The sequence below is a fragment of the Xanthomonas arboricola pv. guizotiae genome (assembly GCF_002940205.1).
GTDB classification, from domain to species: Bacteria; Pseudomonadota; Gammaproteobacteria; order Xanthomonadales; family Xanthomonadaceae; genus Xanthomonas; species Xanthomonas arboricola_C.
Window position 1 is genome coordinate 35,219 of record NZ_MDSK01000024.1, and the last position, 21,535, is coordinate 56,753.

Annotated in this window: 14 protein-coding genes; 5 read left to right on the forward strand and 9 right to left on the reverse strand. The window is 68.0% G+C overall.

Annotated elements, in window-relative coordinates; genetic code table 11:
* Positions 1–209: 209 nt before the first annotated feature.
* The 4 genes from XarbCFBP7408_RS14765 to cysD form a co-directional block, all read right to left on the reverse strand.
* Positions 210–3,335 carry an efflux RND transporter permease subunit gene (locus XarbCFBP7408_RS14765; RefSeq protein WP_104563600.1) on the reverse strand — a complete coding sequence of 1,042 codons (3,126 nt, stop codon included), beginning with the start codon at positions 3,333–3,335 and terminating at the stop codon, positions 210–212.
* Positions 3,332–4,405 (reverse strand): efflux RND transporter periplasmic adaptor subunit, encoded by a 1,074-nt coding sequence (locus tag XarbCFBP7408_RS14770; protein WP_104563601.1) that lies wholly within the window; start codon positions 4,403–4,405, stop codon positions 3,332–3,334. The genes XarbCFBP7408_RS14765 and XarbCFBP7408_RS14770 overlap by 4 nt, the downstream gene beginning before the upstream one ends.
* A 259-nt stretch (positions 4,406–4,664) precedes the next feature.
* Positions 4,665–6,641 (reverse strand): sulfate adenylyltransferase subunit CysN, encoded by a 1,977-nt coding sequence (cysN, locus tag XarbCFBP7408_RS14775; protein WP_104563602.1) that lies wholly within the window; start codon positions 6,639–6,641, stop codon positions 4,665–4,667.
* Positions 6,641–7,549, reverse strand: a complete 909-nt coding sequence (gene cysD / locus XarbCFBP7408_RS14780) for a sulfate adenylyltransferase subunit CysD (protein WP_104563603.1) — start codon at positions 7,547–7,549, stop codon at positions 6,641–6,643. The genes cysN and cysD overlap by 1 nt, the downstream gene beginning before the upstream one ends.
* Before the next feature lie 178 nt (positions 7,550–7,727).
* Between cysD and XarbCFBP7408_RS14785 the strand changes: the two genes are divergently transcribed.
* The 3 genes from XarbCFBP7408_RS14785 to XarbCFBP7408_RS14795 all read left to right on the forward strand — a co-directional run bounded on the left by XarbCFBP7408_RS14785 (position 7,728) and on the right by XarbCFBP7408_RS14795 (position 12,112).
* Positions 7,728–9,575 (forward strand): assimilatory sulfite reductase (NADPH) flavoprotein subunit, encoded by a 1,848-nt coding sequence (locus XarbCFBP7408_RS14785; protein WP_104563604.1) that lies wholly within the window; start codon positions 7,728–7,730, stop codon positions 9,573–9,575.
* A 108-nt stretch (positions 9,576–9,683) separates the two neighbouring features.
* On the forward strand, positions 9,684–11,390 hold the full coding sequence (gene cysI / locus XarbCFBP7408_RS14790; protein WP_104563605.1) for an assimilatory sulfite reductase (NADPH) hemoprotein subunit: 1,707 nt from the start codon (positions 9,684–9,686) through the stop codon (positions 11,388–11,390).
* Positions 11,387–12,112, forward strand: a complete 726-nt coding sequence (locus XarbCFBP7408_RS14795) for a phosphoadenylyl-sulfate reductase (RefSeq protein WP_104563606.1) — start codon at positions 11,387–11,389, stop codon at positions 12,110–12,112. The genes cysI and XarbCFBP7408_RS14795 overlap by 4 nt, the downstream gene beginning before the upstream one ends.
* A 130-nt stretch (positions 12,113–12,242) precedes the next feature.
* On the opposite strand, the gene XarbCFBP7408_RS14800 is transcribed toward XarbCFBP7408_RS14795, so the two are convergent.
* The 3 genes from XarbCFBP7408_RS14800 to XarbCFBP7408_RS14810 all read right to left on the reverse strand — a co-directional run bounded on the left by XarbCFBP7408_RS14800 (position 12,243) and on the right by XarbCFBP7408_RS14810 (position 16,519).
* Entirely contained in the window at positions 12,243–13,892 is a 1,650-nt protein-coding gene (locus XarbCFBP7408_RS14800; protein ID WP_104563607.1) for a PepSY-associated TM helix domain-containing protein, read from the reverse strand.
* Positions 13,892–15,895, reverse strand: a complete 2,004-nt coding sequence (locus tag XarbCFBP7408_RS14805; RefSeq protein ID WP_181106666.1) for a TonB-dependent receptor — start codon at positions 15,893–15,895, stop codon at positions 13,892–13,894. The genes XarbCFBP7408_RS14800 and XarbCFBP7408_RS14805 overlap by 1 nt, the downstream gene beginning before the upstream one ends.
* A 195-nt stretch (positions 15,896–16,090) precedes the next feature.
* The gene (locus XarbCFBP7408_RS14810) at positions 16,091–16,519 is read right to left on the reverse strand and encodes a DUF2946 family protein (RefSeq protein ID WP_104563608.1); all 429 of its coding nucleotides are present in this window, start codon (positions 16,517–16,519) and stop codon (positions 16,091–16,093) included.
* A gap of 289 nt (positions 16,520–16,808) precedes the next feature.
* Between XarbCFBP7408_RS14810 and XarbCFBP7408_RS14815 the strand changes: the two genes are divergently transcribed.
* Positions 16,809–18,005, forward strand: coding sequence for a GAF domain-containing sensor histidine kinase (locus XarbCFBP7408_RS14815; RefSeq protein ID WP_104563609.1), 1,197 nt, complete (start codon positions 16,809–16,811; stop codon positions 18,003–18,005).
* Positions 18,006–18,515: 510 nt separating this feature from the next.
* Here XarbCFBP7408_RS14815 and XarbCFBP7408_RS14820 read toward each other — a convergent pair.
* Both XarbCFBP7408_RS14820 and XarbCFBP7408_RS14825 read right to left on the reverse strand, forming a co-directional pair.
* Positions 18,516–18,797 (reverse strand): hypothetical protein, encoded by a 282-nt coding sequence (locus XarbCFBP7408_RS14820; RefSeq protein ID WP_104563610.1) that lies wholly within the window; start codon positions 18,795–18,797, stop codon positions 18,516–18,518.
* A 385-nt stretch (positions 18,798–19,182) separates the two neighbouring features.
* Positions 19,183–20,166, reverse strand: coding sequence for a LysR family transcriptional regulator (locus XarbCFBP7408_RS14825; RefSeq protein ID WP_024938173.1), 984 nt, complete (start codon positions 20,164–20,166; stop codon positions 19,183–19,185).
* A gap of 163 nt (positions 20,167–20,329) precedes the next feature.
* Between XarbCFBP7408_RS14825 and cobA the strand changes: the two genes are divergently transcribed.
* Entirely contained in the window at positions 20,330–21,535 is a 1,206-nt protein-coding gene (gene cobA, locus XarbCFBP7408_RS14830) for a uroporphyrinogen-III C-methyltransferase (RefSeq protein WP_104563611.1), read from the forward strand.

Below are 21,535 nucleotides of genomic sequence, written 5' to 3' on the forward strand. Positions count from 1 at the left end.
AATACACCCCCGGCAAGGCAGCAGGCTGCGCTGCGTCATCGCATCGATGACGCTGGCCTGGCGCTGACACGTTCGATGGACACAGCCTGCGCCCCGATGTTTGGGTTTTGTTCGCGCTGCAGCCGCATGCGAACGCAGCGATCAACGCCGGTGCCGCAGCGTCCCCGCGTCGTCGACCACCGGCAGCAGCGCACCGCTGCCGGTCTCACTCAGGCGTGACCGCCTACCGAGGGCGTCTGCGCCTCCAGGGTTTCCAGCTCGCGCGCCACCGCCTCGGGCGACTTGGTGAACGGCGCAATCAGGCTGTAGAACGCCGGCACCACGTACAGCGACAGCAAGGTGGACAGCGACACGCCAAAGATCACCACCACGCCGATCGTGGCGCGGCTGGCCGAGCCGGGCCCGCCGGCCACCACCAGCGGAATCGCGCCGACCACGGTGGCGATCGAGGTCATCAGGATCGGACGCAGGCGCACCGACGCCGATTCCACGATCGCCTGATGCACGCTGCGGCCTTCGTCGCGCAACTGATTGGCGAACTCCACGATCAGGATGCCGTTCTTGGCCGCCAGCCCCACCAGCATCACGATGCCGATCTGACTGAACAGGTTGAGCGTGCCGCCGGTGACCCACAACCCGACCAGCGCGCCCAGCACCGCCAACGGCACCGTGAGCATGATCACCAGCGGGTGGGCGAAGCTCTCGAACTGCGCGGCCAGCACCAGGTACACCACCAGCAAGGCCATGCCGAAGGTCAGCAGCACCGCGCTGCCGGACTGCTGGTATTCGCGCGATTCGCCCTTCCAGTCCACCTGCGCATACTCGGGCAATTCCTCGCGTGCGGTCTGCTGCGCCCAGGCGATCGCCTCGCCGAGCGGGTAGCCCGGCGCCAGGCCCGCCGTGATCGTGATGGCGCGCAGGCGATTGAAGCGGTTCAAGGTTCCGGCCTCGGCCACTTCGCTCAAGCTCACCAGGTTGGAAAGCGGAATCAGCTCGCCACGGTTGGAACGCACGCGGATGGCGGTGAGGTCTTCCGGCGCCATGCGGCCTTCGCGACCGGCCTGCAGCATCACGTCGTATTCCTCGCCGTTGTCCACGAACGTGGTCACCCGGCGCGAGCCCATCATCGCCTCCAGCGCGCCACCGATCGCGGTCACCGGCACGCCCAGATCGGCCGCACGCAGCCGGTCGATGTTGACGCGCATCTGCGGGCGGGTTTCCTTGTAGTCCGAGTCCGGGCCGACCAGGCCGGGATTGGCTTCCATGCGCTGCAGGATGCGATCGCGCCACTGCGCGATCTCCGCATAATCCGGCCCGCCCAATACCAGCTGGAACGGCTGGCCGCGGCTGCGCACCAGGCCGCCGCTCACCTGCGTGCGTGCGCGCACGCCGCTGAGCACGTTGAGCTTCTGCTGCAGTTCGTCGGCCACCTCGGTAGTCGGGCGCGTGCGTTTTTCCCAGTCCTGCAGGAACACGCTGACCCGGCCGGTGTGCATTTCCTCGCTGCTGCCGAAGCCGCCGGGCACGCGCGGGTTGGCGCGCACGATGGGCTTGTCCGGGCCCACGTAGGGGCCGAGGATCGCCTCGACCTGATGCATCTGCCCCACGGTGTAATCGAAGCCGGCGCCTTCAGGCCCGTCGATCATGATCTGGAAGTTGCCACGGTCTTCGGCCGGGGCCAGCTCTGAGGGAATCCGCCCCATCAACCATGCGCTGGCGCCCAGTGCCAACAGCATCAGCAGCGCGAAGATCCAGCTGCGATGCACATGCCGCTCCAGCGAGCGCCCGTATGCAGCGGACACCGCCTGCATGCGGCCATCGAACCAGCGATGGAAGCGGTTGGGCCTGGCCTGCCCGTGCGGGCGCAACAGCTTGGACGACATCATCGGCGTCAGCGTCAGCGCCACGAAGGCCGAGATCGCCACCGCCGCGGCCAATGCCACCGCCAGCTCGCGGAACAATCGCCCGGTATTGCCTTCCAGGAAGCCCACCGGCAGGAACACCGCCACCAGCACCGCGGTGGTGGCGATCACCGCGAAGGCGACCTGGCCGGTGCCGCGCTTGGCCGCCACCAAGGGCGGCTCGCCCAGGTCGATGCGGCGCTGGATGTTCTCCACCACCACGATGGCATCGTCCACCACCAGGCCGATACACAGCACCAGCGCGAGCAAGGTCAGCAGGTTGATCGAGAAATCGAACGCGTACAGCGCGATGAATGCGGCGATCAGGCATACCGGCACCGTCACTGCAGGAATCAGGGCCGCGCGGGCGCTGCCCAGAAACACCCAGATCACCACCAGCACCAGCACCACCGCTTCGATCAGCGTGTGATACACGCGCTTCACCGCCGCATCGATGAAGGTCGTGGTGTCGAAGGCGACGAAGATATTGGTGCCCTGCGGCAGCGATTTCTGCACTTCCTCGGCCTGCGCGCGCGCCTCGCGTGCCACGTCCAGCGCGTTGGCGGTGGAGTTGCGCACGATGCCCAGGCCCACATTGGGCACGCCGTTGCTCTGGAAGTAGGCGCGGCGCTCGGCCGAGGTCAGCTCGACCCTGGCCACGTCGCCCAGGCGCACTACATAGCCGCCCTCGCCCTTGCTGAGCGGCAGCTTGGCGAAGTCCTCGGGCTTGAGATAACTGCGCTCCACGCGCAAGGTGAAATCGCGCTGCGCCGATTCGATGCTGCCGGCCGGCAGCTCCACGTTCTCGTTCTGCAGCGCCGCTTCCACATCGGCCACGGTGAGCGCGCGCGCGGCCAGTTGATCGCGGTCCAGCCAGATCCGCATCGCATAGCGCTGGCGCCCGCCGATACGCACCTGCGCCACGCCGTCCAGGCTGGAGAAGCGGTCCACCACATAGCGCTCGGCGTAGTCGGACAACTGCAGCGTGTCCATCGTGCTGGAGCTCATGTTGAGCCACAGGATGGGGTCGGCGTCGGCCTCGACCTTGGAAATCTCCGGCGGGCGCGCCTGGTCGGGCATGCGGTCGGAGACGCGGCTGACCGCATCGCGCACGTCGTTGGCGGCGGCTTCCACATCGCGCGACTGCACGAATTCGATACTGATATCGGAAGAGCCGTTGCGGCTGCGCGCCTCGATGGTCTCGATGCCTTCGATGCCGGCCAGCGCGTCTTCCAGCACCTGGGTGATGCGGCTTTCCACCACTGCGGCCGAAGCGCCGGTGTATTCCACATCCACCGACACGATCGGCGGGTCGATCGCCGGCAACTCGCGCAAGGTCAGCCGGGTGAACGACATCACCCCCAGCACGATCAGCAGCAGGCTCATCACCACCGCCATCACCGGGCGGGTAATGGACAGGTCGGAGAGTTTCATCGTGCTGCCTGCGGGCGCGCCGCTGCCGGCGCAGCTGCGGCCTGATCGACCACCTTCAGGCCCGGACGCAGCTTGCCGGTGCCGTCGACCACGATGCGCTCACCGGCCTTGACCCCGTCGAGAATTTCCACCTTGCCGTCGCGGCGCTCGCCCAGGCGCACGTCGGCGCGCTCCACGCTGCTGTCGGGCTTGACCCGGAACAGGTAGGACTCGCGCCCCACCTGCACCACCGCAATCTCCGGGATCACCACCGCCTGCCGCGCCGGCTGGAACAGGCGCACATCCAGCAACATGCCCGGGCGCAGCCGGCGATCGCCGTTGGGGAAGTCCGCCCGCACCGTCACCGCGCGGGTGGTCTCGTCGATGCGCGAATCGATCGCTGCCACCACGCCTTCGAACTGCTCGCCCGGATACGCCGCCGCGGTGCCATTGACGGTATTGCCGAGCTGCACCAGGCCGAACTGCGACTCCGGCACCTGGAAGTCCACGTACATGCGCGACACGTCGTCCAGCGTGGCGATCACCGTGCTGGAGGTGATCAACGAGCCCGGGCTGATCTGGCGGATGCCGAGCACGCCGGAGAACGGCGCGCGCACCTCGCGGTCGGTGATCTCCGCACGCATCTGCTGCACGCGCGCCTGCGCCGCATCGCGCAGCGCGCGTTGCGTATCGACGGTGGATTTGGCCACCAGCTGCTGACCAACCAGACTCAACTGGCGCCGGTACAGCTGATCGGTTTCCTCGAAGGTGGCCTGCGCGGCGGTCAGTGCCGCCTGCTGCGAATTGCCGCGCAGCCGCAGCAGCAGCTGCCCGGCCTTGACCTCGTCGCCGCTGTCGAAATACACCTGCTCCACCACATCGCTCACCGCGGCGGTCAGCGCCACCGATTCGCGCGCACGCACGGTGGCGATCGACTGCACGGTCGAGTTCCAGGGCTGGGTGGTCACCGCCTGCACAGAGACCGGGATGGGGTTGGCGGCGGCCGGCGCGGCGGCCTCACGGCTACAACCGGCCAGCGCGACGGCCAACAAGAGCGCTGCGCCGAAACGCGCGCTGGGTCGAACAAGCATCAGAACATCCTGGCGGGGTACGTCGAAAGTTTAACGACCTAGCCGCCATGGAGTTGACAGAAAGGGCGTGCTTTGCACCATGACCAAAGACCCTTGCTGTCGTCGGCACGATGCGCTGGCCAGCGCAGCCACCGACACGGCGGCGTGGCTGCCGGACGGACGCGGCCACCGCTCGGCCGCTGCATGCACGCATTCATGCATGGCGGCTTCGCGTTGCCCACACCGCCTGACGCCTGCCGCTATGTCCTGTCAGCCCCGCTCAGCGTTCCAGCCCGAGAAACTCGAGCACATGACGCGCCAGCGCCTCTACGTTCTCACCATCGGCGTGAAGATGGACCTCCGGCGCCTCCGGCGCCTCGTACGGCGAATCGATGCCGGTGAAGTTGGGAATCTGCCCGGCCCGCGCCTTGCGGTACAGCCCCTTCACATCGCGCGCCTCGGCGACCGCCAGCGGCACGTCCACGAACACCTCGACGAATTCCCCGGCCTCGAAGCGCTCGCGCGCCAGCTGCCGCTCGGCGCGGAACGGCGAGATGAAGCTCACCAGCACGATCAGGCCGGCATCGGCCATCAGCCGCGCCACCTCGGCCACGCGGCGGATGTTTTCCACGCGGTCTTCGTCGGTGAAGCCCAGGTCGCGGTTGAGCCCGTGGCGCACGTTGTCGCCGTCCAGGATGAAGGTGTGATAGCCCAGCGCGTGCAGGCGCTTGTCGACCAGGTTGGCGACGGTGGATTTGCCCGCGCCCGACAGGCCGGTGAACCACAGCACGCGCGGGGTCTGGCCCTTGATGCGCGCGCGCGCGGCGCGATCCACGTCCAGATGCTGCCAATGCACGTTGCCGGCGCGACGTAGCGCGAACTCCAGCGTGCCGGCGGCCACCGTGGCATTGCTCTGCCGGTCGATCAGGATGAAGCCGCCCAGCACGCGGTTGCGCGCATACGGCGAGAACGCGATCGGCTCGTCCAGCGCCAGATTGCAGTAGCCCACCTCATTGAGCTCCAGCCGCTTGGCGGCCAGCCGCTCCTGCGTGTTCACATCGACCTTGTGCTTGATCTCGCTGATGCTCGCGGTGACCGTACGCGTGCCGATCTTGAGCCAGTACGGGCGCCCCGGCAGCAAGGCGGCATCGTCCATCCACAGCAGATGCGCAGCGAACTGGTCGGCCACTTCCGGCGGATCGTCGACGGCGGCGATGATGTCGCCGCGGCTGATATCGATCTCCTCGCGCAAGGTCAGCGTGACCGCCTGGCCGGCGCGTGCGCTGCTCACCTCGCCGTTGGCATCCAGCACCGATGCCACCTGCGTGCGGCGCCCGGACGGCACCACCACCACGGCATCGCCCACCCGCACCTGCCCGGCGGCAATCGTGCCTGCATAGCCGCGGAACTGCGAGCTGACGCGATTGACCCATTGCACCGGCAGACGCAGGCCGCTGCCGGCTTCCGGCGCCTCCACGTGCACGGTGTCGAGATGCTGCAGCAGATGCGGGCCGCGGTACCATGGCATCCGCGTCGAGGGGCTGGACAGATTCTCGCCAGCCAGTGCCGACAGCGGAATGCACTGCACATCGGCGATGCCCAGCTGCGCGGCCAACGCGCGGTAGCCCTCGGCGATGTCGGCGAACACCTGTGCGTCGTAGTCCACCAGGTCCATCTTGTTGACCGCCAGCACCACGTGGCCGATGCCCAGCAGCGACACGATGTAACTGTGCCGGCGCGTCTGCGCCAGCAAGCCCTTGCGCGCGTCCACCAGCACCACCGCGACATCGGCAGTGGATGCGCCGGTGGCCATGTTGCGCGTGTACTGCTCATGCCCTGGGCAGTCGGCGACGATGTACTTGCGCTGGTCGGTATCGAAATAGCGGTACGCCACATCGATGGTGATCCCCTGCTCGCGCTCGGCGGCCAGCCCGTCCATCAACAATGCATAGTCGATACCCTCGCCCTGCGTGCCGTGCCGCCGGCTATCGCTTTCCAGCGCGGCAAGCTGATCGTCGAACAGGCGCTTGCTGTCGTACAGCAAGCGCCCGATCAAGGTGCTCTTGCCATCGTCCACGCTGCCGCAGGTGATGAAGCGCAGCAGCGGCTTGGCTTCGTGTTGATGCAGGTAGGCGCTGATCGCGCCGGGAATCGGGAATCGGGAATCGGGAATGGCAAAAGCGGCATCCTCGAACGATTCAGACGCAGCGAACTGCTGTTCCGATTCTCCATTCCCGATTCCCGATTCCCGGCCCATCAGAAATACCCCTCAAGCTTCTTCTGCTCCATCGACGCACCTGGCGCATGATCGATCATGCGGCCCTGGCGTTCGGAGCTGGTGCTGACCAGCATTTCGGCGATCACCGCTTCCAGCGTGTCTGCAGTCGATTCGATCGCGCCGGTCAGCGGATAGCAGCCCAGCGTGCGGAAGCGCACCGAGCGCAGTTGCGGCGTCTCGCCGTCGTGCAGCGGCAGGCGGTCGTCGTCGACCATGATCCAGGCGCCGTCGCGCTGCACCACCGGGCGCGGCGCGGCAAAGTACAGCGGCACCACCGGTATCCGCTCGCGGTAGATGTACAGCCAGATATCCAGCTCGGTCCAGTTGGACAGCGGAAACACGCGCACGCTTTCGCCAGGTCTGGTGCGCGCGTTGTACAGATTCCACAACTCGGGGCGCTGATTCTTGGGGTCCCAGCGATGACGCGCGTTGCGGAACGAGAACACGCGCTCCTTGGCGCGCGATTTCTCCTCGTCGCGGCGCGCCCCGCCGATCGCCGCGTCGAAGCCGCCCTGCTCCAGCGCCTGCTTCAGGCCCTGGGTCTTCATGATGTCGGTATGCACCGCCGCGCCGTGGCTGATCGGGCCGACGTCCTGGGCGATGCCATCGGGGTTGATGTGCACGCGCAGGTCCACGCCGGTCTCGGCCGCGCGGCGGTCGCGGAAGGCGATCATCTCGCCGAACTTCCAGCGCGTGTCCACATGCAGCAGCGGGATCGGTGGCGGCGACGGCGCGAACGCCTTGAGCAGCAGATGCAGCAGCACCGAGCTGTCCTTGCCTACCGAATACAGCATCACCGGGGCCCGGAATTCGGCGGCGACCTCGCGCAGGATGTGGATGCTTTCGGCCTCGAGCCGATCCAGGTGTGACAGGGGCAGCAGAGTCATCAGGTGTCGTGGGCGTCGGCGGGCAGACCAGCCGATGGTAGGGCAAGGCGCGGCAGTGTGTGGCGCGGGCCGCGCGCACCCAAATAAGCGGCCGGCATAACGCGATAACGGCTCATCCTTTCTGGCCGTGGCAACGCTTCCCTAACATCTCCGGTCTCAGCAACCGCCCTGGATCCGAATGACCGCCGCCAGTTCCGCGCTACCGCCCAGCCCCTTGCCCGACGAGCGCAAGGCGCTGCTGGACCGGTTGGTCGACGGCCTGGATGCCGCGTCGCTGTGGTGGCTGTCCGGCTACACCGCCGGGCTGGCACAAGGCCAGCCGCCGCGCTCGCTGGCGGTGTTGCCGGGCGGCCAGCCGCACGCGCCGGCGCAGGAAAGCCAGCGCCTGACCGTGCTGTACGGCAGCCAGACCGGCAATGCGCGCCGGGAGGCCGAGCAGCTGGCGGCCGAGGCCGAGGCCGCCGGCCTGAGCGTGCGTCTGCTGCGTGCCGACGCCTACCCCACCCGCGAACTGGCCAGCGAGCGGTTGCTCTACGTGGTCATCAGCACCCAGGGCGAAGGCGACCCGCCGGACGATGCGATCGGCCTGGTCGAATTCCTGACCGGCCGCCGCGCGCCCAAGCTGCCCGAGCTCAAGTACGCGGTGCTTGGCCTGGGCGACTCCAGTTACGCAGATTTCTGCGGCATCGCACGCCGCATCGACGATCGCCTGGCCGAACTTGGCGGCAGCCGCGTGCAGCCACGCGGCGAAGCCGACCTGGATATCGACAGCGTCGCTGCGCCCTGGCGCACGCAGGCGCTCAGGCACGCGCGCGAACAGCTCAGGAGCGGCCAGCACTCGGCCACGGTCACGCCGCTGCGCAGCAGCCCGGCCGCACCGGTGTGGTCGCATCAGCAGCCCTTCCCTGCGGAATTGCTGGCCAACCAGATCGTCAGCGGGCGCGACTTCAAGGGTCCGCAGTTCCGCGTCTACGCACTGCCGAGCAAGCGCGTGCGCCACCTGGAATTTTCGCTGGAAGGCAGCGGGCTGAGCTACGAGCCCGGCGACGCGCTGGGCATCCGCCATCGCAATCCGCCTGCGCTGGTGGATGCGGTGCTCGAAACGCTGCGCCTGGACGGTCATGCTGCGGTCACCGTCGGCGAAGAGACTCTGGCCCTGCACGAGTGGCTGGCCACCCGGCGCGAATTGACCAAGCTGTCGCGGCCGCTGCTGGCCGCCCATGCCGAGCGTGCGCGCGCCGACGAGCTGCAAGCGCTGCTCACCCCGACCCAGACCGCCGGCCTGGCGTCATTGCTCGCCGATCACCAGTTGATCGACGTACTGCGACGCTGGCCGGCGGATTGGGACCATGCCGGCCTGCTGGCCGCGCTGCGTCCGCTCACTCCGCGCCTGTACTCGATCGCCTCCAGCCGCAAGCGCGTGGGCGAGGAAGTGCATCTGGTGGTGGATGAACTCACCTACCAGGCGCACGGGCATGCGCACCTGGGCTCGGCCAGCGGCTTTCTTGCCGCTTTGCGCGAAGGCGATACCGCACCGGTCTACATCGAGCCGAACGCGCGCTTCCGGCTGCCGGCCGATAGCGACCGCGACATCCTGATGATCGGCCCGGGCACCGGCGTTGCGCCGTTCCGCGGCTTCGTGCAGGAACGCGCCGAAGTTGGCGCCAACGGCCGCAACTGGCTGTTCTTCGGCGCCCAGCATTTCAATACCGACTTCCTGTATCAGGCCGAATGGCAACAGGCCTTGCAGCGCGGCGAACTGCACGCGCTGGAAGTCGCGTTCTCGCGCGACCAGGCCGAAAAGGTCTATGTGCAGCATCGCCTGCGCGCGCGCGGCGCCGAGGTCTACGCCTGGCTGCAGGGCGGCGCGCATCTGTACGTGTGCGGCGCCATCGGCATGGGCAAGGACGTGCACGCCGCCCTGCTCGACATCGTCGCCACCCACGGCGCCCTGGATGCAGAAGCCGCCGCGGCCTATCTCACCCAGCTGCAGGTGGAGGGGCGGTATGCGCGCGATGTCTATTAGTGCCGGGAATCGGGATTGGGGAATCGGGGATCGGAACAGCCCGCAACTGACCTTTCCTGGCAGACCAAGCCGCTTTTTTCGATTCCCCATTCCCGACTCCCGATTCCCATGACCCACTCCGTCGAAGACATCAAATCCGAAAGTCGCCGTCTGCGCGGGTCGCTGGAACAGAGCCTGGCCGATGCGGTGACCGGTGCGTTGCGCGAGGACGATCAGACCCTGATCAAGTACCACGGCAGCTACCAGCAGGACGATCGCGACATCCGCGATGAGCGGCGTCGGCAGAAGCTCGAACCGGCGTACCAGTTCATGATCCGCACCCGCACGCCGGGCGGGGTGATCTCGCCTACGCAGTGGCTGGCGCTGGATGGCATCGCCACGCGGTACGCCAATCATTCGCTGCGCATCACCACGCGCCAGGCGTTCCAGTTCCATGGCGTGATCAAGCGCGAGCTCAAGGCGACCATGCAGGCGATCAACGCCACCTTGATCGATACGCTGGCCGCCTGCGGCGATGTCAATCGCAACGTGCAGGTCGCGACCAATCCGCTGCTGTCGCAGGCGCATGCCACGCTGTATGCCGATGCCGCGCGGGTGTCCGAGCACCTGTTGCCCAATACCCGTGCGTATTACGAGATCTGGCTGGACGAAGAGCGCGTGTCCGGTTCCGGCAACGAAGAGGAGCCGATCTACGGCGAGCGTTATCTGCCGCGCAAGTTCAAGATTGGTTTCGCCGCGCCGCCGCTCAACGATGTGGACGTGTTCGCCAACGATCTGGGCTTCATCGCGATCCTGCACGACGGCGAGTTGCTCGGCTACAACGTCAGCATCGGCGGCGGCATGGGCGCCAGCCATGGCGATGCGGAAACCTGGCCGCGCGTGGCCAATGTCGTCGGGTTCGTCACCCGCGATCAGTTGCTGGAGGTGGCCACCGCCGTGGTCACCACCCAGCGCGACTTCGGCAACCGTGCGGTGCGCAAGCGCGCGCGCTTCAAGTACACCATCGACGATCACGGCCTGGACACCATCGTGGCCGAGATCGAACGTCGTGCCGGCTTTGCGCTGCAACCCGCCCGGGAGTTCGCGTTCGAGCACAACGGCGACCGCTACGGCTGGGTCGAGGGCGACGACGGGCTGTCGCATCTGACCCTGGCCCTGCCTGCCGGGCGCATCGCCGATACCGACACCGCTGCGCATCTGAGCGGCCTGCGGGCGATTGCGCAATTGAACGTCGGCCAGTTCCGCATGACGCCCAACCAGAACCTGGTCATCGCCGGCGTGCTGGCCAGCGAGCGCGCGCGCGTCGATGCCCTGGTCGCGCAGTACGGCCTGGATGCCGGCAATCGCGCGCCCACCGCGCTGGCACGCGGCGCGATGGCCTGCGTGGCACTGCCGACCTGCGGGCTGGCGATGGCCGAGGCCGAGCGCTACCTGCCGGACTTCAGCGCGGCCCTGCAGCCGCTGCTGGAGCAACATGGGCTGGCCGACACCCCGATCGTGCTGCGCCTGTCCGGCTGCCCGAATGGCTGTTCGCGCCCGTACCTGGCCGAGATCGCGCTGGTCGGCAAGGCACCCGGCCGCTACAACCTGATGCTGGGCGGTGATCGCCGTGGCCAGCGCCTGAACACGCTGTACCGCGAAAACATCACCGAAGCGGACATCCTGGCCGCGCTGGAACCGCTGCTGGCGCGCTATGCCGCCGAACGCGATCAGGCCGGCGACGAAGGCTTCGGCGATTTCCTGCATCGCAGCGGCCTGATCGCGCTGCCGCCCTACCCCACACATCGTCACCTCGACCTGGAATTGCTCGCATGACCGCGCTGCCTGCCGCATCGATCACTGCGTCCGCACTGGACGACCTGGACGCGCTCAACGTGCGGCTGGAAGGCCTGCGCGCCGACGCGCGCGTGGCCTGGGCATTGCAACACGGCCCGCAGCAGGCGGCGCTGTCGTCCAGCTTCGGCGCGCAGTCGGCGGTCACGCTGCACCTGCTCACCCAGCAGCGCCCGGACATTCCGGTGATCCTGATCGATACCGGCTACCTGTTCCCGGAAACCTACCGGTTTGCCGACGCACTGGCCGACCGGCTCAAGCTCAACCTCAAGGTGTACCGCCCGCTGGTCAGCCGTGCCTGGATGGAAGCGCGCCACGGCCGCCTGTGGGAACAGGGCATGGTCGGCATCGACCAGTACAACAACCTGCGCAAGGTCGAGCCGATGCGCCGCGCATTGGACGAGCTCAACGTGGGTACCTGGTTCACCGGCCTGCGCCGCAGCCAGTCCGGCGGCCGCGCGCAGACGCCGATCGTGCAAAAGCGCGGCGAGCGCTACAAGGTCAGCCCGATCGCCGACTGGACAGACCGCGACGTGTGGCAATACCTGCAGGCGCACGACCTGCCCTACCACCCGCTGTGGGAACAGGGCTATGTGTCCATCGGCGACTTCCACACCACACGCCGCTGGGAGCCGGGCATGCGCGAGGAGGACACGCGCTTTTTCGGGTTGAAGCGCGAATGCGGCATCCACGAGGACATCTGAGCGCAGCGCAGTGCGCGCTCGTCACCAAGCTCGCATGCACCACTAAGGCGTCGAGGTTACCGGTAGGCACACCGCCGGGCGCATCCCTGACTCGGCGGGTCTGCAGCGACTTGAGGTGACGCGCATGTGCTCATGGCGCGGGAACGCGTGGCTGACTGCGCTGCATCCAGTAGCGGTCGAGCAGCCACATCAGCAACAACGACACCCCGACCAGCGGGAAGATCAGCCCGCTGATCACCAACAGCATCAGCAGGCCGCGCAGCGTGCGCGGATCGGCCGGCAACGGCGGCACGCCCAGGCCGCCGACCGGACGACGTTTCCACCACATCACCGCCGCGCTCACGCACAGCAGCACGATCGCCGCGCACGCCAGCAACAGGATCACCTGATTGGCAGTGCCGTATTGCTGGCCCAGATGCACGTTGATGCCCCATTCCAGCGCGCGCCCAACCGGCCCGTAATCGCGGTAGCGCATGTCCAGCAGTACCGCGCCGCTGTACTGATCCAGATGGATCACGCGCTGGCGCTGCAGGTCGGCCGGATAGACCGAGGCGGTATACACCCCGGTGGCGCCACGCGGTGGCGACACGCTGTAGCCCGCCATAATACCGCGCGCTTCGAAACGCGCAATCGCCGTGTCCAGACCGATCGCCCCACGCCCCGGCGCAGCAACGCCGCCGACACCGCCATGGGCGGCATGTTCGCTGCCTGCCGAGTGCGCGTGTTGCCCTGAGTGTTCTGCCTGCTCTGACTGGGATACGTACTCCGAGTGCTTGGCCATGTGCTCCGGGTGTTCCGGCTGGCCTGCATCGTCTGCGTGTTTTTCGTGGCCTGCATGTCCTGCGTGTACCCAGAGCGCTCCGTGCTCGGAGTGCTCGTTTCCGACCTGCAACCCACCCGATGTCTCATCAAGCAGACGCTCATCCAGTCCATCGGCTCCTTGTGCAGGCACCACAGACTCCGGCACACGCGCCTGCCGCAGCGACCACGCCGGATCGGTCGTCGCGGACAAGCGCTGTTGCGACATCGGCTGCTGCACCCGCACACCGGCCGGATACCCGAAGTCATGCCCATTGACCCAGCGATTGACCTGCGCGCCCCACAGCCACGACCACGGCATCCCGGTCAGCGCCAGGAACAGCAATACCGCACCGACGCCGGCACCGGTGACCGCATGCAGATCGCGCCAGAACAGCCGCTGCCCCGGCGTGCCGCGCACGCTGACCACCCCACCGCGGCGCCCACGCGGCCACCACAGATACACACCGGTCAGCACCAGCACGATCGCCCAGCCCGCCGCCATTTCGATCAAGCCGCGCGCAAGCGGCCCGATCAACTCGAGACTGTGCAGCCGCCGGATCGTCCAGGCCAGGGTGCCGTGCTCGGGCAGCGCGCCGAGCACGCGTGCGCGATACGGGTCGACATACACCACCTGCCGCACGCCATGCGTGTCGACCAGCCCGATCTCGGCACTGGCATCGGCGCGTGCGGGCGTGGTGTAGCGAAACAAGCTGCCGCCGTAGCTGCGCTGCGCCGTATCGACCAGGCCTTGCGCAGACACCCGCAGCTCGCCCACCGGCACGACCTTCAAGCCATGGTGCACGCTGCGGTCGATCGCATCCTGGTACAGGAATGCCGCACCGGTCAGCGCCAGCCAGACGATGAAGGGCAGCACCAGCAACCCGGCATAGAAGTGCCAGCGCCACACCGCGCGATAAAAGCGCCAGCGGCCATCCCGGCGCGGATTGGTGACGCGGCCATCGCCCATGATTGCGCGCATCAGAAGCTCCAGTCCCAAGACAACGACAATGCACGTCCATCGCCCGGCGAATAGCCGGAACTGCCGGTGTCGTACCACGCATACACGTAGGCGCGATCGGTGACATTGCGCAGCTGCAGGCTGAGCGCATTGCGCGCATCCAGGTTCCAGCGCGCGCCCAGATTGAGCAGGGCGTACCCCCCGGTGCGCCCCAGCGTATTGCTGCGCTCCAGATAGTAATCGCCTTGCGCATTGCCCCAGGCGCTCAGCTGCACGGCCGCCGTAAGCTGCCATTCCAGCCCGGCGGTGGCCAGCCAGTGCGGCACGTTTTCGATCTCCTTGCCGCGCGTGGCCGGCGCACTCGGGTCCGGCGTGGCAATGCTGGCCTTCTGCCGCGAGTACGACATCCACGCCCGCCAGTGTTCGGCCGGCTGCAGGTTCAGTTGCGCATCCCAGCCGCGCCGCAGCGTGCGCCCGACATTGGCCACATCGCCGACGCCGGCCACGCCATTGACGCCCAGGATGGTGGCGACTTCGCCGGAAGCGCGTTGCTCCCAATACGCCAGGCGCCCATCCATCAGCGCCGATGGCGCGAACTTGAAACCGGCTTCCCAGCCGGCATTGATCGACGGGCCGAGATTTGCCGGCTGGCGCCGGTACGCACCGTCGCCGCTGCCGATCTGGAAGCTGCGCCCCCAGTTGGCGTACACGCTGTTTTGCCCGGCCAGCCTGTAGCTGGCACTGAACTTGGGCTGCTTGATGGTGCCGTAGTCGTACGTGGGTGCGTAAATGCCGGCACGCACGTCATGCAGCTGCCCATCGACGCCGTCGATGCGATACCCCGGCACCAGCTGCAGCCGTTCGAACGGGGTCAGCACCGCCTGCACGTAGGCCCCGTGCGTGCGCAGGTCGTAATCCCAATCGCGCAACTGCGCGCCGCGCACCCGGGCCACGGTGCGGTAGCGCTGCGACTGATTGTCCTGCCACTGCGCGTCCACGCCGGCTTCCAGATCGGCCGCCAGCGTGCCCCAATCCGGCTGCCAGTTGCCGCGCAACAGCAGGCCGCGATGGGTCTCGTCGGTATCGCGTTCCTGCTGCAGGCCGGCTGCGGAAAAGCGCACCCAGCGCCGATTGCGGAAATCGTTCTGGTAGGCCTTGGCGCTCCACTGCGCAGCGGCGCCCAGCGTGCCGTCCGCGTGCAACGCGGTCTGCCGCAGCTGGCGTTCGCTGCGATCGTCCTGCGCATAAGCCGGCGAACTGCGTGGCGCCGCGCGTGCGCTGGCCGCATCCAGATAACCGGCTTCCAGTGCGTGATTGTCGTAGTAACGCGTGCTGAGTCCGGCACGGAAGCCGCCATCGGGGTCGGTATAGAACCACTTGCCGGCCACGCTGCGTTTGCGCGCGTCGGCGTGCTCGCGATAACCATCGGAATCGCGCCAGGCCAGCGCATAGTTCTGGCTCCATGCGCCATGTTCAAAGCCCTTGCCCAACTGCACCTCGCGCGCACCGAAACTGCCAGCCGTCACGCTCAGGCGGCCATCGTTGCCGCCGGTACGGGTCAGCACATCCACGCTGCCGGCGATCGCATGCAGACCGTAGCGCGCATCGTTGGTGCCGCGCACGATCTCGATCGCGCTGATGTCCTGCGCAAACACCGCATCCAGATACGGCATGCCGCCGGCATTGTCGTTGCTGGGGATGCCGTCGATCAGCAGCTTCACCGCATTGATGCGCCCCTCGCCATTGAACCCACGGAACGAGAACCGCCCCGCGTCGGTGCCCATGCGGAACTGGGTGACCTGCACGCCCGGCGCACGCATCAACAGCTCCCAGCTGTAGTCCACGTGTTGATCGTGCAGCAGCTCGCCACCGATCACATCCACCGAACTCAGCACGCGTGCCGTGCCCGGGCTGCGCTGGGGTTGCGCGCTCACCTGCACCTTGCCCAGGGTCAATGCCGCATCCTGCGCCTGCACATTGCAGGCCGGCCCCCACACCAGCGCCAACGACGGCGCGTACCACAGCGTTTTCAATAATCGCAACCGCATGACCAACCCTTCGCCGTGCCGGCACGGCAACACCGCCGTGCGCCGCGGCAACGCAGCGGGCACAGGCATCACGTCAGGAAAACGGGTCGTCCATGCAGCTGCGTGCAGGCGCGCCGGAAGATCGGGCACGCAATCGCTACGACAAAGCGGACGCCCGCGATGGGGCCAGACTCACGCGTGCAGCGGCGGCCCACGTGCCCCGAGTGCGGCCCAACGCACCGTCGATGTTGCGCGCGCCTGCCTGTGCACCGGCGCCGGCGCCGGCCGCAGTTGCAGCAGGCACAGCACCAGCAACGCCAGCCACGGCAGCAGGCGCGCGGCCAGCACGCAGTAGTCGCAGGCTTCACCATGCGCGCCGGCGTGGTCGCCGGTATGCGGCTTGGCGGGCGGTGCAGCGGCAGCGTGCTGATGCGCGGCCGTCGTCTGTGCCGGCGGGGCCGGATGCAGCGACCCGCCCGCGTCCAGCGCCGGCCCGCTCATGCACATCGGCTCCAGCGACTGCGCCTGGCTCCAACGGCTGACCAGCGGCGCCACCAGCATCAGCAGCACCGCCAGACAGGCGAGCAGGTGCAGGCAAGGGTGGCGGCGCAGCGACGGCATTGCGCGAGTGTAAGCCGCCGCATGCCGCGGGGGCGATGGTGGCGGCCGGTGCGCGACCGCATGTCGCACCCGCCGGCAACGGTCGCCTTGCCCGCGAGGCTGGCCGGCGGCGGGATCTGCCGAGCCGATCCGGTACCTCGCAGGCGCTGGGACAGGCGCACCCCGAGGGGTCGATGCACCGCCGTTGTCGAGGTCGGCAGTCACAGTTCCAGCACTGGACGTGACGGCGCGCACATGGCACGCCCTGGCATGCCCTATGCTTGCACGTCGTCCATCCACCTGCGCGCGCATGAGCACCGTCCTGTCCGATCCAGCGGCCGAGCCCCTTCCCTGCGCCGCCAAGCCGCCGAGCGAGGCGTTGCGCCTCCAGTCGCTGCGCAGTTACGGCATTCTCGACACGCCGCGCGAAGCCGCCTTCGATGACATCACCAGGCTGGCCTCGATCATCTGCCAGACCCCGATCGCGCTGATCAGCCTGGTGGATGCCGAGCGGCAGTGGTTCAAGAGCGAACTCGGCATGGGCGAGCGCGAAACGCCGCTGTTCAAGTCGATGTGCGCGCACGCGCTGCTCGACAGCGACGTGCTGGTGGTGCCGGACACCCGCGAGGATGTGCGCTTCGCGCGCAATCCGCTGGTGACCGGCGAGGCGCCGTTGCATTTCTATGCCGGTGCCGTGCTCAAGACCAGCGAAGGTCTGCCGCTGGGCACGGTCTGCGTGCTCGATCGCCAGCCGCGCCATCTCAGCGCCGAACAGGTCGATGCGCTGCGCGCACTCGCGCGCCAGACCATGGCACAGCTGGAACTGCGCCGCGCGCTGCTGGTAGCCGAAGAATCTGACCGCTACCGCAGTCGTCTGATGGCCATCGCCGGCCACGACCTGAAGACCCCGCTGCGCACCGCTGCCTATGCCATCGACAAGATGCGCCGGCATGCCAATGGCGATTCCATCCAGACTCTGGTCACCGCGCGCGATGCGATCAATCTGGTGGCCCGCAACCTCGACGAGCTGGCCACCCTGGCCGCCGCCAGCGAGACCGCCACGCCGGATCTGCAGTCGCTGGCGCTGGAAGATGTGCTGCATTCGGTGCTGGGCGTGTGGCGGCAACCGGCGATCAACAAATGTCTGGCCTTGCGCCATGTGCCCACCTCGCTGCGCGTGCGCAGCCACCCGACCTTGCTGACCACCCTGCTCGGCAATCTGGTCGGCAATGCGGTCAAGTACACCGAACGCGGGCGCGTGCTGGTCGGCGTCCGGCGTCGCCCTGGCCATGCGGTGGTGGAAATCATCGACAGCGGCATCGGCCTGAACCTGGACCGCCCGGAACAGGTATTCCAGGCCTTCCGCCAGGCCGATCCACGCAGCGACGGGCTGGGCATCGGCCTGTGGATCGTGCACCGCACCGCAGAGACGCTGGGCTGCGACGTGGATGTGCGCCCACGCCCGCACGGCGGCACCTGCTTTTCGGTACGCATCCCGCTGGCCTGACCACGGCGCGCGGCGGACGGGTGCCGGCTTGCCGGCATTGCGCAAACCGGCAACGCCACACAACCAATGCCGCACATAAAAAAAGGCGGACCCGGGCTCCCGACCCGGATCCGCCGCCAAGCACGCCAGGTCTCTCCCCAGGGACCCGGGTGCGCCAGTCGCTCCATTGCGCAGCCTCGCGCAACGGTGATGCGACAGCGCTAGCAACCGCTTGACGACACGACCAACGGACCGGCCATGCGATGTACCGCATCGCCGGTCCTGCGCCGTCCACCCCTAGACGTCTGCGAGTGTCGCGTTATGGTTGCTATAAGGGTTTACGACAGCCCAGCGCGCAACTTGATGCGGCCGGACCACCCCGCCGTCGCGGCCCTGACAGCCGTAGGGAGAATCACCGACAGCGCGCACTCCAGTCGGCGAGTGCTGCTGTACAAGTGATTGATAAAATAGGTTTTTTCAAGAAAGCGGACGCTGCAGCGCAGCATTCCCGAGGTGCCGTCGCAGGCTGTCTCAGAGCCCGGAATCGGCCGCATCCTGGCGCGCGAACCAGTCCGCCGAATGCACCTCTTCCGCCGCAACCTCCAGCAGCTGGCGCAGCACTGCCAGCGGAATCTGCACCTGGGCACCGTTAGCCTGCAGTTCCACCCACAGCGACTCGTCCCGGGAATCGGCCAGCACCGTCAGTACCGCATGCTCACCTCCCTCGATATTGGCCGACAGTTGCAACGACATGCCGCCGTCCTGGTCGGGCGACCACAGCCTGCTCAGTGGTGGACGCAGTGGCTCGGTCATCGGTGGCAGTGCCTCACAGTGGCGAACAGGGATCGCGCGCGCGGCCAGGCGGGATCGGTACTCCCGGCGCACAGGTCGGCAGTGTACGAGATTCCGAACACCGATCGCCGGCACGACGCAGTTGCACAGTTGCTACGTGGACGTACTTGCTGCGACCTATGCCGGTACGCGCGCAAGCGCCCGCAGCCGAACCCGGCAGACACCGTCTGCGGGTCAATGCGCGGTGCCGCATCCGCTCTTGACCGCAGCTGATTCGCAGGCAATGCCTTCGCTTTTCCTGCGGACGCCGACACCAATCGGTGGTGCTTGCGCGAGCGCTCTCACACACACCGCAGCCCTCGTGTGCAAGCGTGCTCGATGCGCGCTGCAGTCTTCGACAGCCAGCTCAGCTGGTAATGGTCTGGGTCAGCGATTCCCAGGTCGGCGGCAGCGGCCAGGCCGGGGCCTGGTTGCCGTCCAGCACGCGGCGCAGGTCGCGCTTGTCGATCTGCGGTGCCAGCACGTGCACCAGGTCCAGGGCATAGTCGCGCAGCACGCGGTCGCGCGGCAGCACTGCCCAGGCGATGCACTCGGCGATCGGCGCCGGCGCCGGCCAGGCGCGCAGGTCCTCGTCGCTGGCGCTGACCGCCATCTCCGCCACCAGCCCGACGCCCAGCCCGGCACGCACATAGGTCTTGATCAGATCTGCATCCAGCGCGGTCAGCGCGATACTGGGCTCCAGCCCGACTTGGGCGAACGCGCGCTGCAGCGACGAGCCCGGCCGCGTGGAGGATTCGTAGCTGATCAACGGGTGCTGCGACAAGGCCTGCATGTCCGGCGCGGTGCGTGCCTGATCCAGCGCATGGCCGCGCGGCACGATCACCAGCCGGCGCCAGCGATACAGCGGCACCGCGATGCCGGCGCTCGGTTCGCCGCCGGCGGTGCTGACCACCGCAATATCCGCATCGCCCTGGCTGAGCAGATCCAGCGCCGCACTTTCGGCGGCCTGCTGCAGATGCACGCTGACCTGTGGATAGGCATGCTTGATCTGCGCCACCGCCGGCGGCAGCACGAAGCGTGCCTGGGTGTGGGTGGTGGTCAGGGTCAGCTGGCCCTGGCTCTCGCGGCGCTGGTTGGCCGCATAGGTGCGGATGTTGTTGGCTTCCGACAGCACCGAGCGCGCGCGCTCGATCACTTCCACGCCAGCCGGCGTCACCGCATCCAGGCTGCGCCCCTTGCGCACGAACAGCAGAAAGCCCAGTTCGTCCTCCAACTGCTTGAGCTGCTTGGACAGACCGGGCTGGGTCGCATGCACACGCGCGGCGGCGAGCGTGATGTTGAGCTCGGCATCGGCGATGGCGACCAGATAACGAAGTTGGGTCAGCGTCATGGGCTTATCTCCAAAAAAGCGCGAGGCGCCACGAAGGACTGGACTGTAGAGGAGTTCTGCGGGCCAGCTTATAACCGAACGCTATTTTCAGGGTGTATGAAGTCATTTCCGACGGCTATATGCCGGCGTTACGGTCTGGCCCTCCCCTCTCGATGTCCTGGCCGTGCCCTCTGTGTTCCCGCTGCTTGCCGACCTGCGTGGCCGCGCCGTCCTGGTGATCGGCGGCGGGACCGAGGCCGAACGCGCCACCGCCGCGCTGCTGCAGGCCGGCGCCCTGCCATTGGTGGGCGCGCCGCAACTCAGCCCGCAACTGCGCGAGTGGGCGCAGGCCGGGCGGCTGCGCTGGCTGGTGGGGCGGTTCGAGCCGGCCTGGCTGGACCTGCCCGATCAACCGGTCTGGCTCACCATCGCCGCCAGCACCGCGCCGGACCTCAACGACGCCCTGCGTGCCGCGGCCGGCGCGCGCCGCCTGCTCACCCACGACGCCGCGCCCGCCGCTTCGGCGGCGGCACCTGCACGCGCGCCGGCACCCCGTGCCGCGGTCGGCCAGCTTTCCCCCGGCAGCGTGACCCTGGTCGGCGCCGGCCCCGGCGATCCCGGCCTGCTCACCCGGCACGCATTGCGTGCGCTGCGTCAGGCCGACGTGCTGCTCTACGACCGCCTGGTCAGCCCGCAGATCCTGCAACTGGCCCGGCGCGACGCGCTGCGCGTGGAAGTCGGCAAGGCCGCCCAGGGCCACAGCACGCGCCAGGAGCAGATCCACGCACTGATGCTGGAGCACGCCCGCGCCGGTCGCCGCGTGGTGCGGCTCAAGGGCGGCGATCCGTTCGTGTTCGGCCGCGGCGGCGAAGAGCTGGAGTTCCTGCGCGACCACGGGATCGGCTTCCAGGTCATTCCCGGCATCACTGCCGCGATCGCCTGCGCCGCCTACGCCGGCATTCCGCTGACCCACCGCGACCATGCGCAATCGCTGCGGCTGATCACCGCGCACTGCAAGGATTCGCTGGACACGCTGGACTGGCAGGCGCTTGGCCAGGAACGCCAGACCCTGGCGTTCTACATGGGCGTGGCCGGCCTGGAGGGCATCCAGCAACGCCTGCTGCAGGCCGGCCGCGCACCCACCATCCCGTTCGCACTGGTGGAAAACGGCTCGCGCCCGCAGCAACGCGTGATCACCGGCACCCTCGCCCACCTGGCCGCCACCGCGCAGCAGCACGCCGTGCGCGCCCCGGCCTTGCTGATCCTGGGCGAGGTCGCCGGGCTGGCTGCCAGCCTGCACTGGTTCGGCGCAGCGCCGTTGACCGCGCGGCCGCCCCCGCACTCACCCATCACAACGCCCGACACGCCCACACTCGCCCACGCAGCCTGA

What these genes read in the sequence shown, in the direction of transcription:
- XarbCFBP7408_RS14825 (WP_024938173.1), bottom strand. Translation starts at nt 20,166, where the DNA reads ATGACGCTGACCCAACTTCGTTATCTGGTCGCCATCGCCGATGCCGAG.
- XarbCFBP7408_RS14770 (WP_104563601.1), bottom strand. Translation starts at nt 4,405, where the DNA reads ATGCTTGTTCGACCCAGCGCGCGTTTCGGCGCAGCGCTCTTGTTGGCC.
- XarbCFBP7408_RS14785 (WP_104563604.1), top strand. Translation starts at nt 7,728, where the DNA reads ATGACCGCCGCCAGTTCCGCGCTACCGCCCAGCCCCTTGCCCGACGAG.
- XarbCFBP7408_RS14820 (WP_104563610.1), bottom strand. Translation starts at nt 18,797, where the DNA reads ATGACCGAGCCACTGCGTCCACCACTGAGCAGGCTGTGGTCGCCCGAC.
- XarbCFBP7408_RS14800 (WP_104563607.1), bottom strand. Translation starts at nt 13,892, where the DNA reads ATGCGCGCAATCATGGGCGATGGCCGCGTCACCAATCCGCGCCGGGAT.
- cysD (WP_104563603.1), bottom strand. Translation starts at nt 7,549, where the DNA reads ATGACTCTGCTGCCCCTGTCACACCTGGATCGGCTCGAGGCCGAAAGC.
- XarbCFBP7408_RS14810 (WP_104563608.1), bottom strand. Translation starts at nt 16,519, where the DNA reads ATGCCGTCGCTGCGCCGCCACCCTTGCCTGCACCTGCTCGCCTGTCTG.
- XarbCFBP7408_RS14795 (WP_104563606.1), top strand. Translation starts at nt 11,387, where the DNA reads ATGACCGCGCTGCCTGCCGCATCGATCACTGCGTCCGCACTGGACGAC.
- cysN (WP_104563602.1), bottom strand. Translation starts at nt 6,641, where the DNA reads ATGGGCCGGGAATCGGGAATCGGGAATGGAGAATCGGAACAGCAGTTC.
- cysI (WP_104563605.1), top strand. Translation starts at nt 9,684, where the DNA reads ATGACCCACTCCGTCGAAGACATCAAATCCGAAAGTCGCCGTCTGCGC.
- XarbCFBP7408_RS14765 (WP_104563600.1), bottom strand. Translation starts at nt 3,335, where the DNA reads ATGAAACTCTCCGACCTGTCCATTACCCGCCCGGTGATGGCGGTGGTG.
- XarbCFBP7408_RS14815 (WP_104563609.1), top strand. Translation starts at nt 16,809, where the DNA reads ATGAGCACCGTCCTGTCCGATCCAGCGGCCGAGCCCCTTCCCTGCGCC.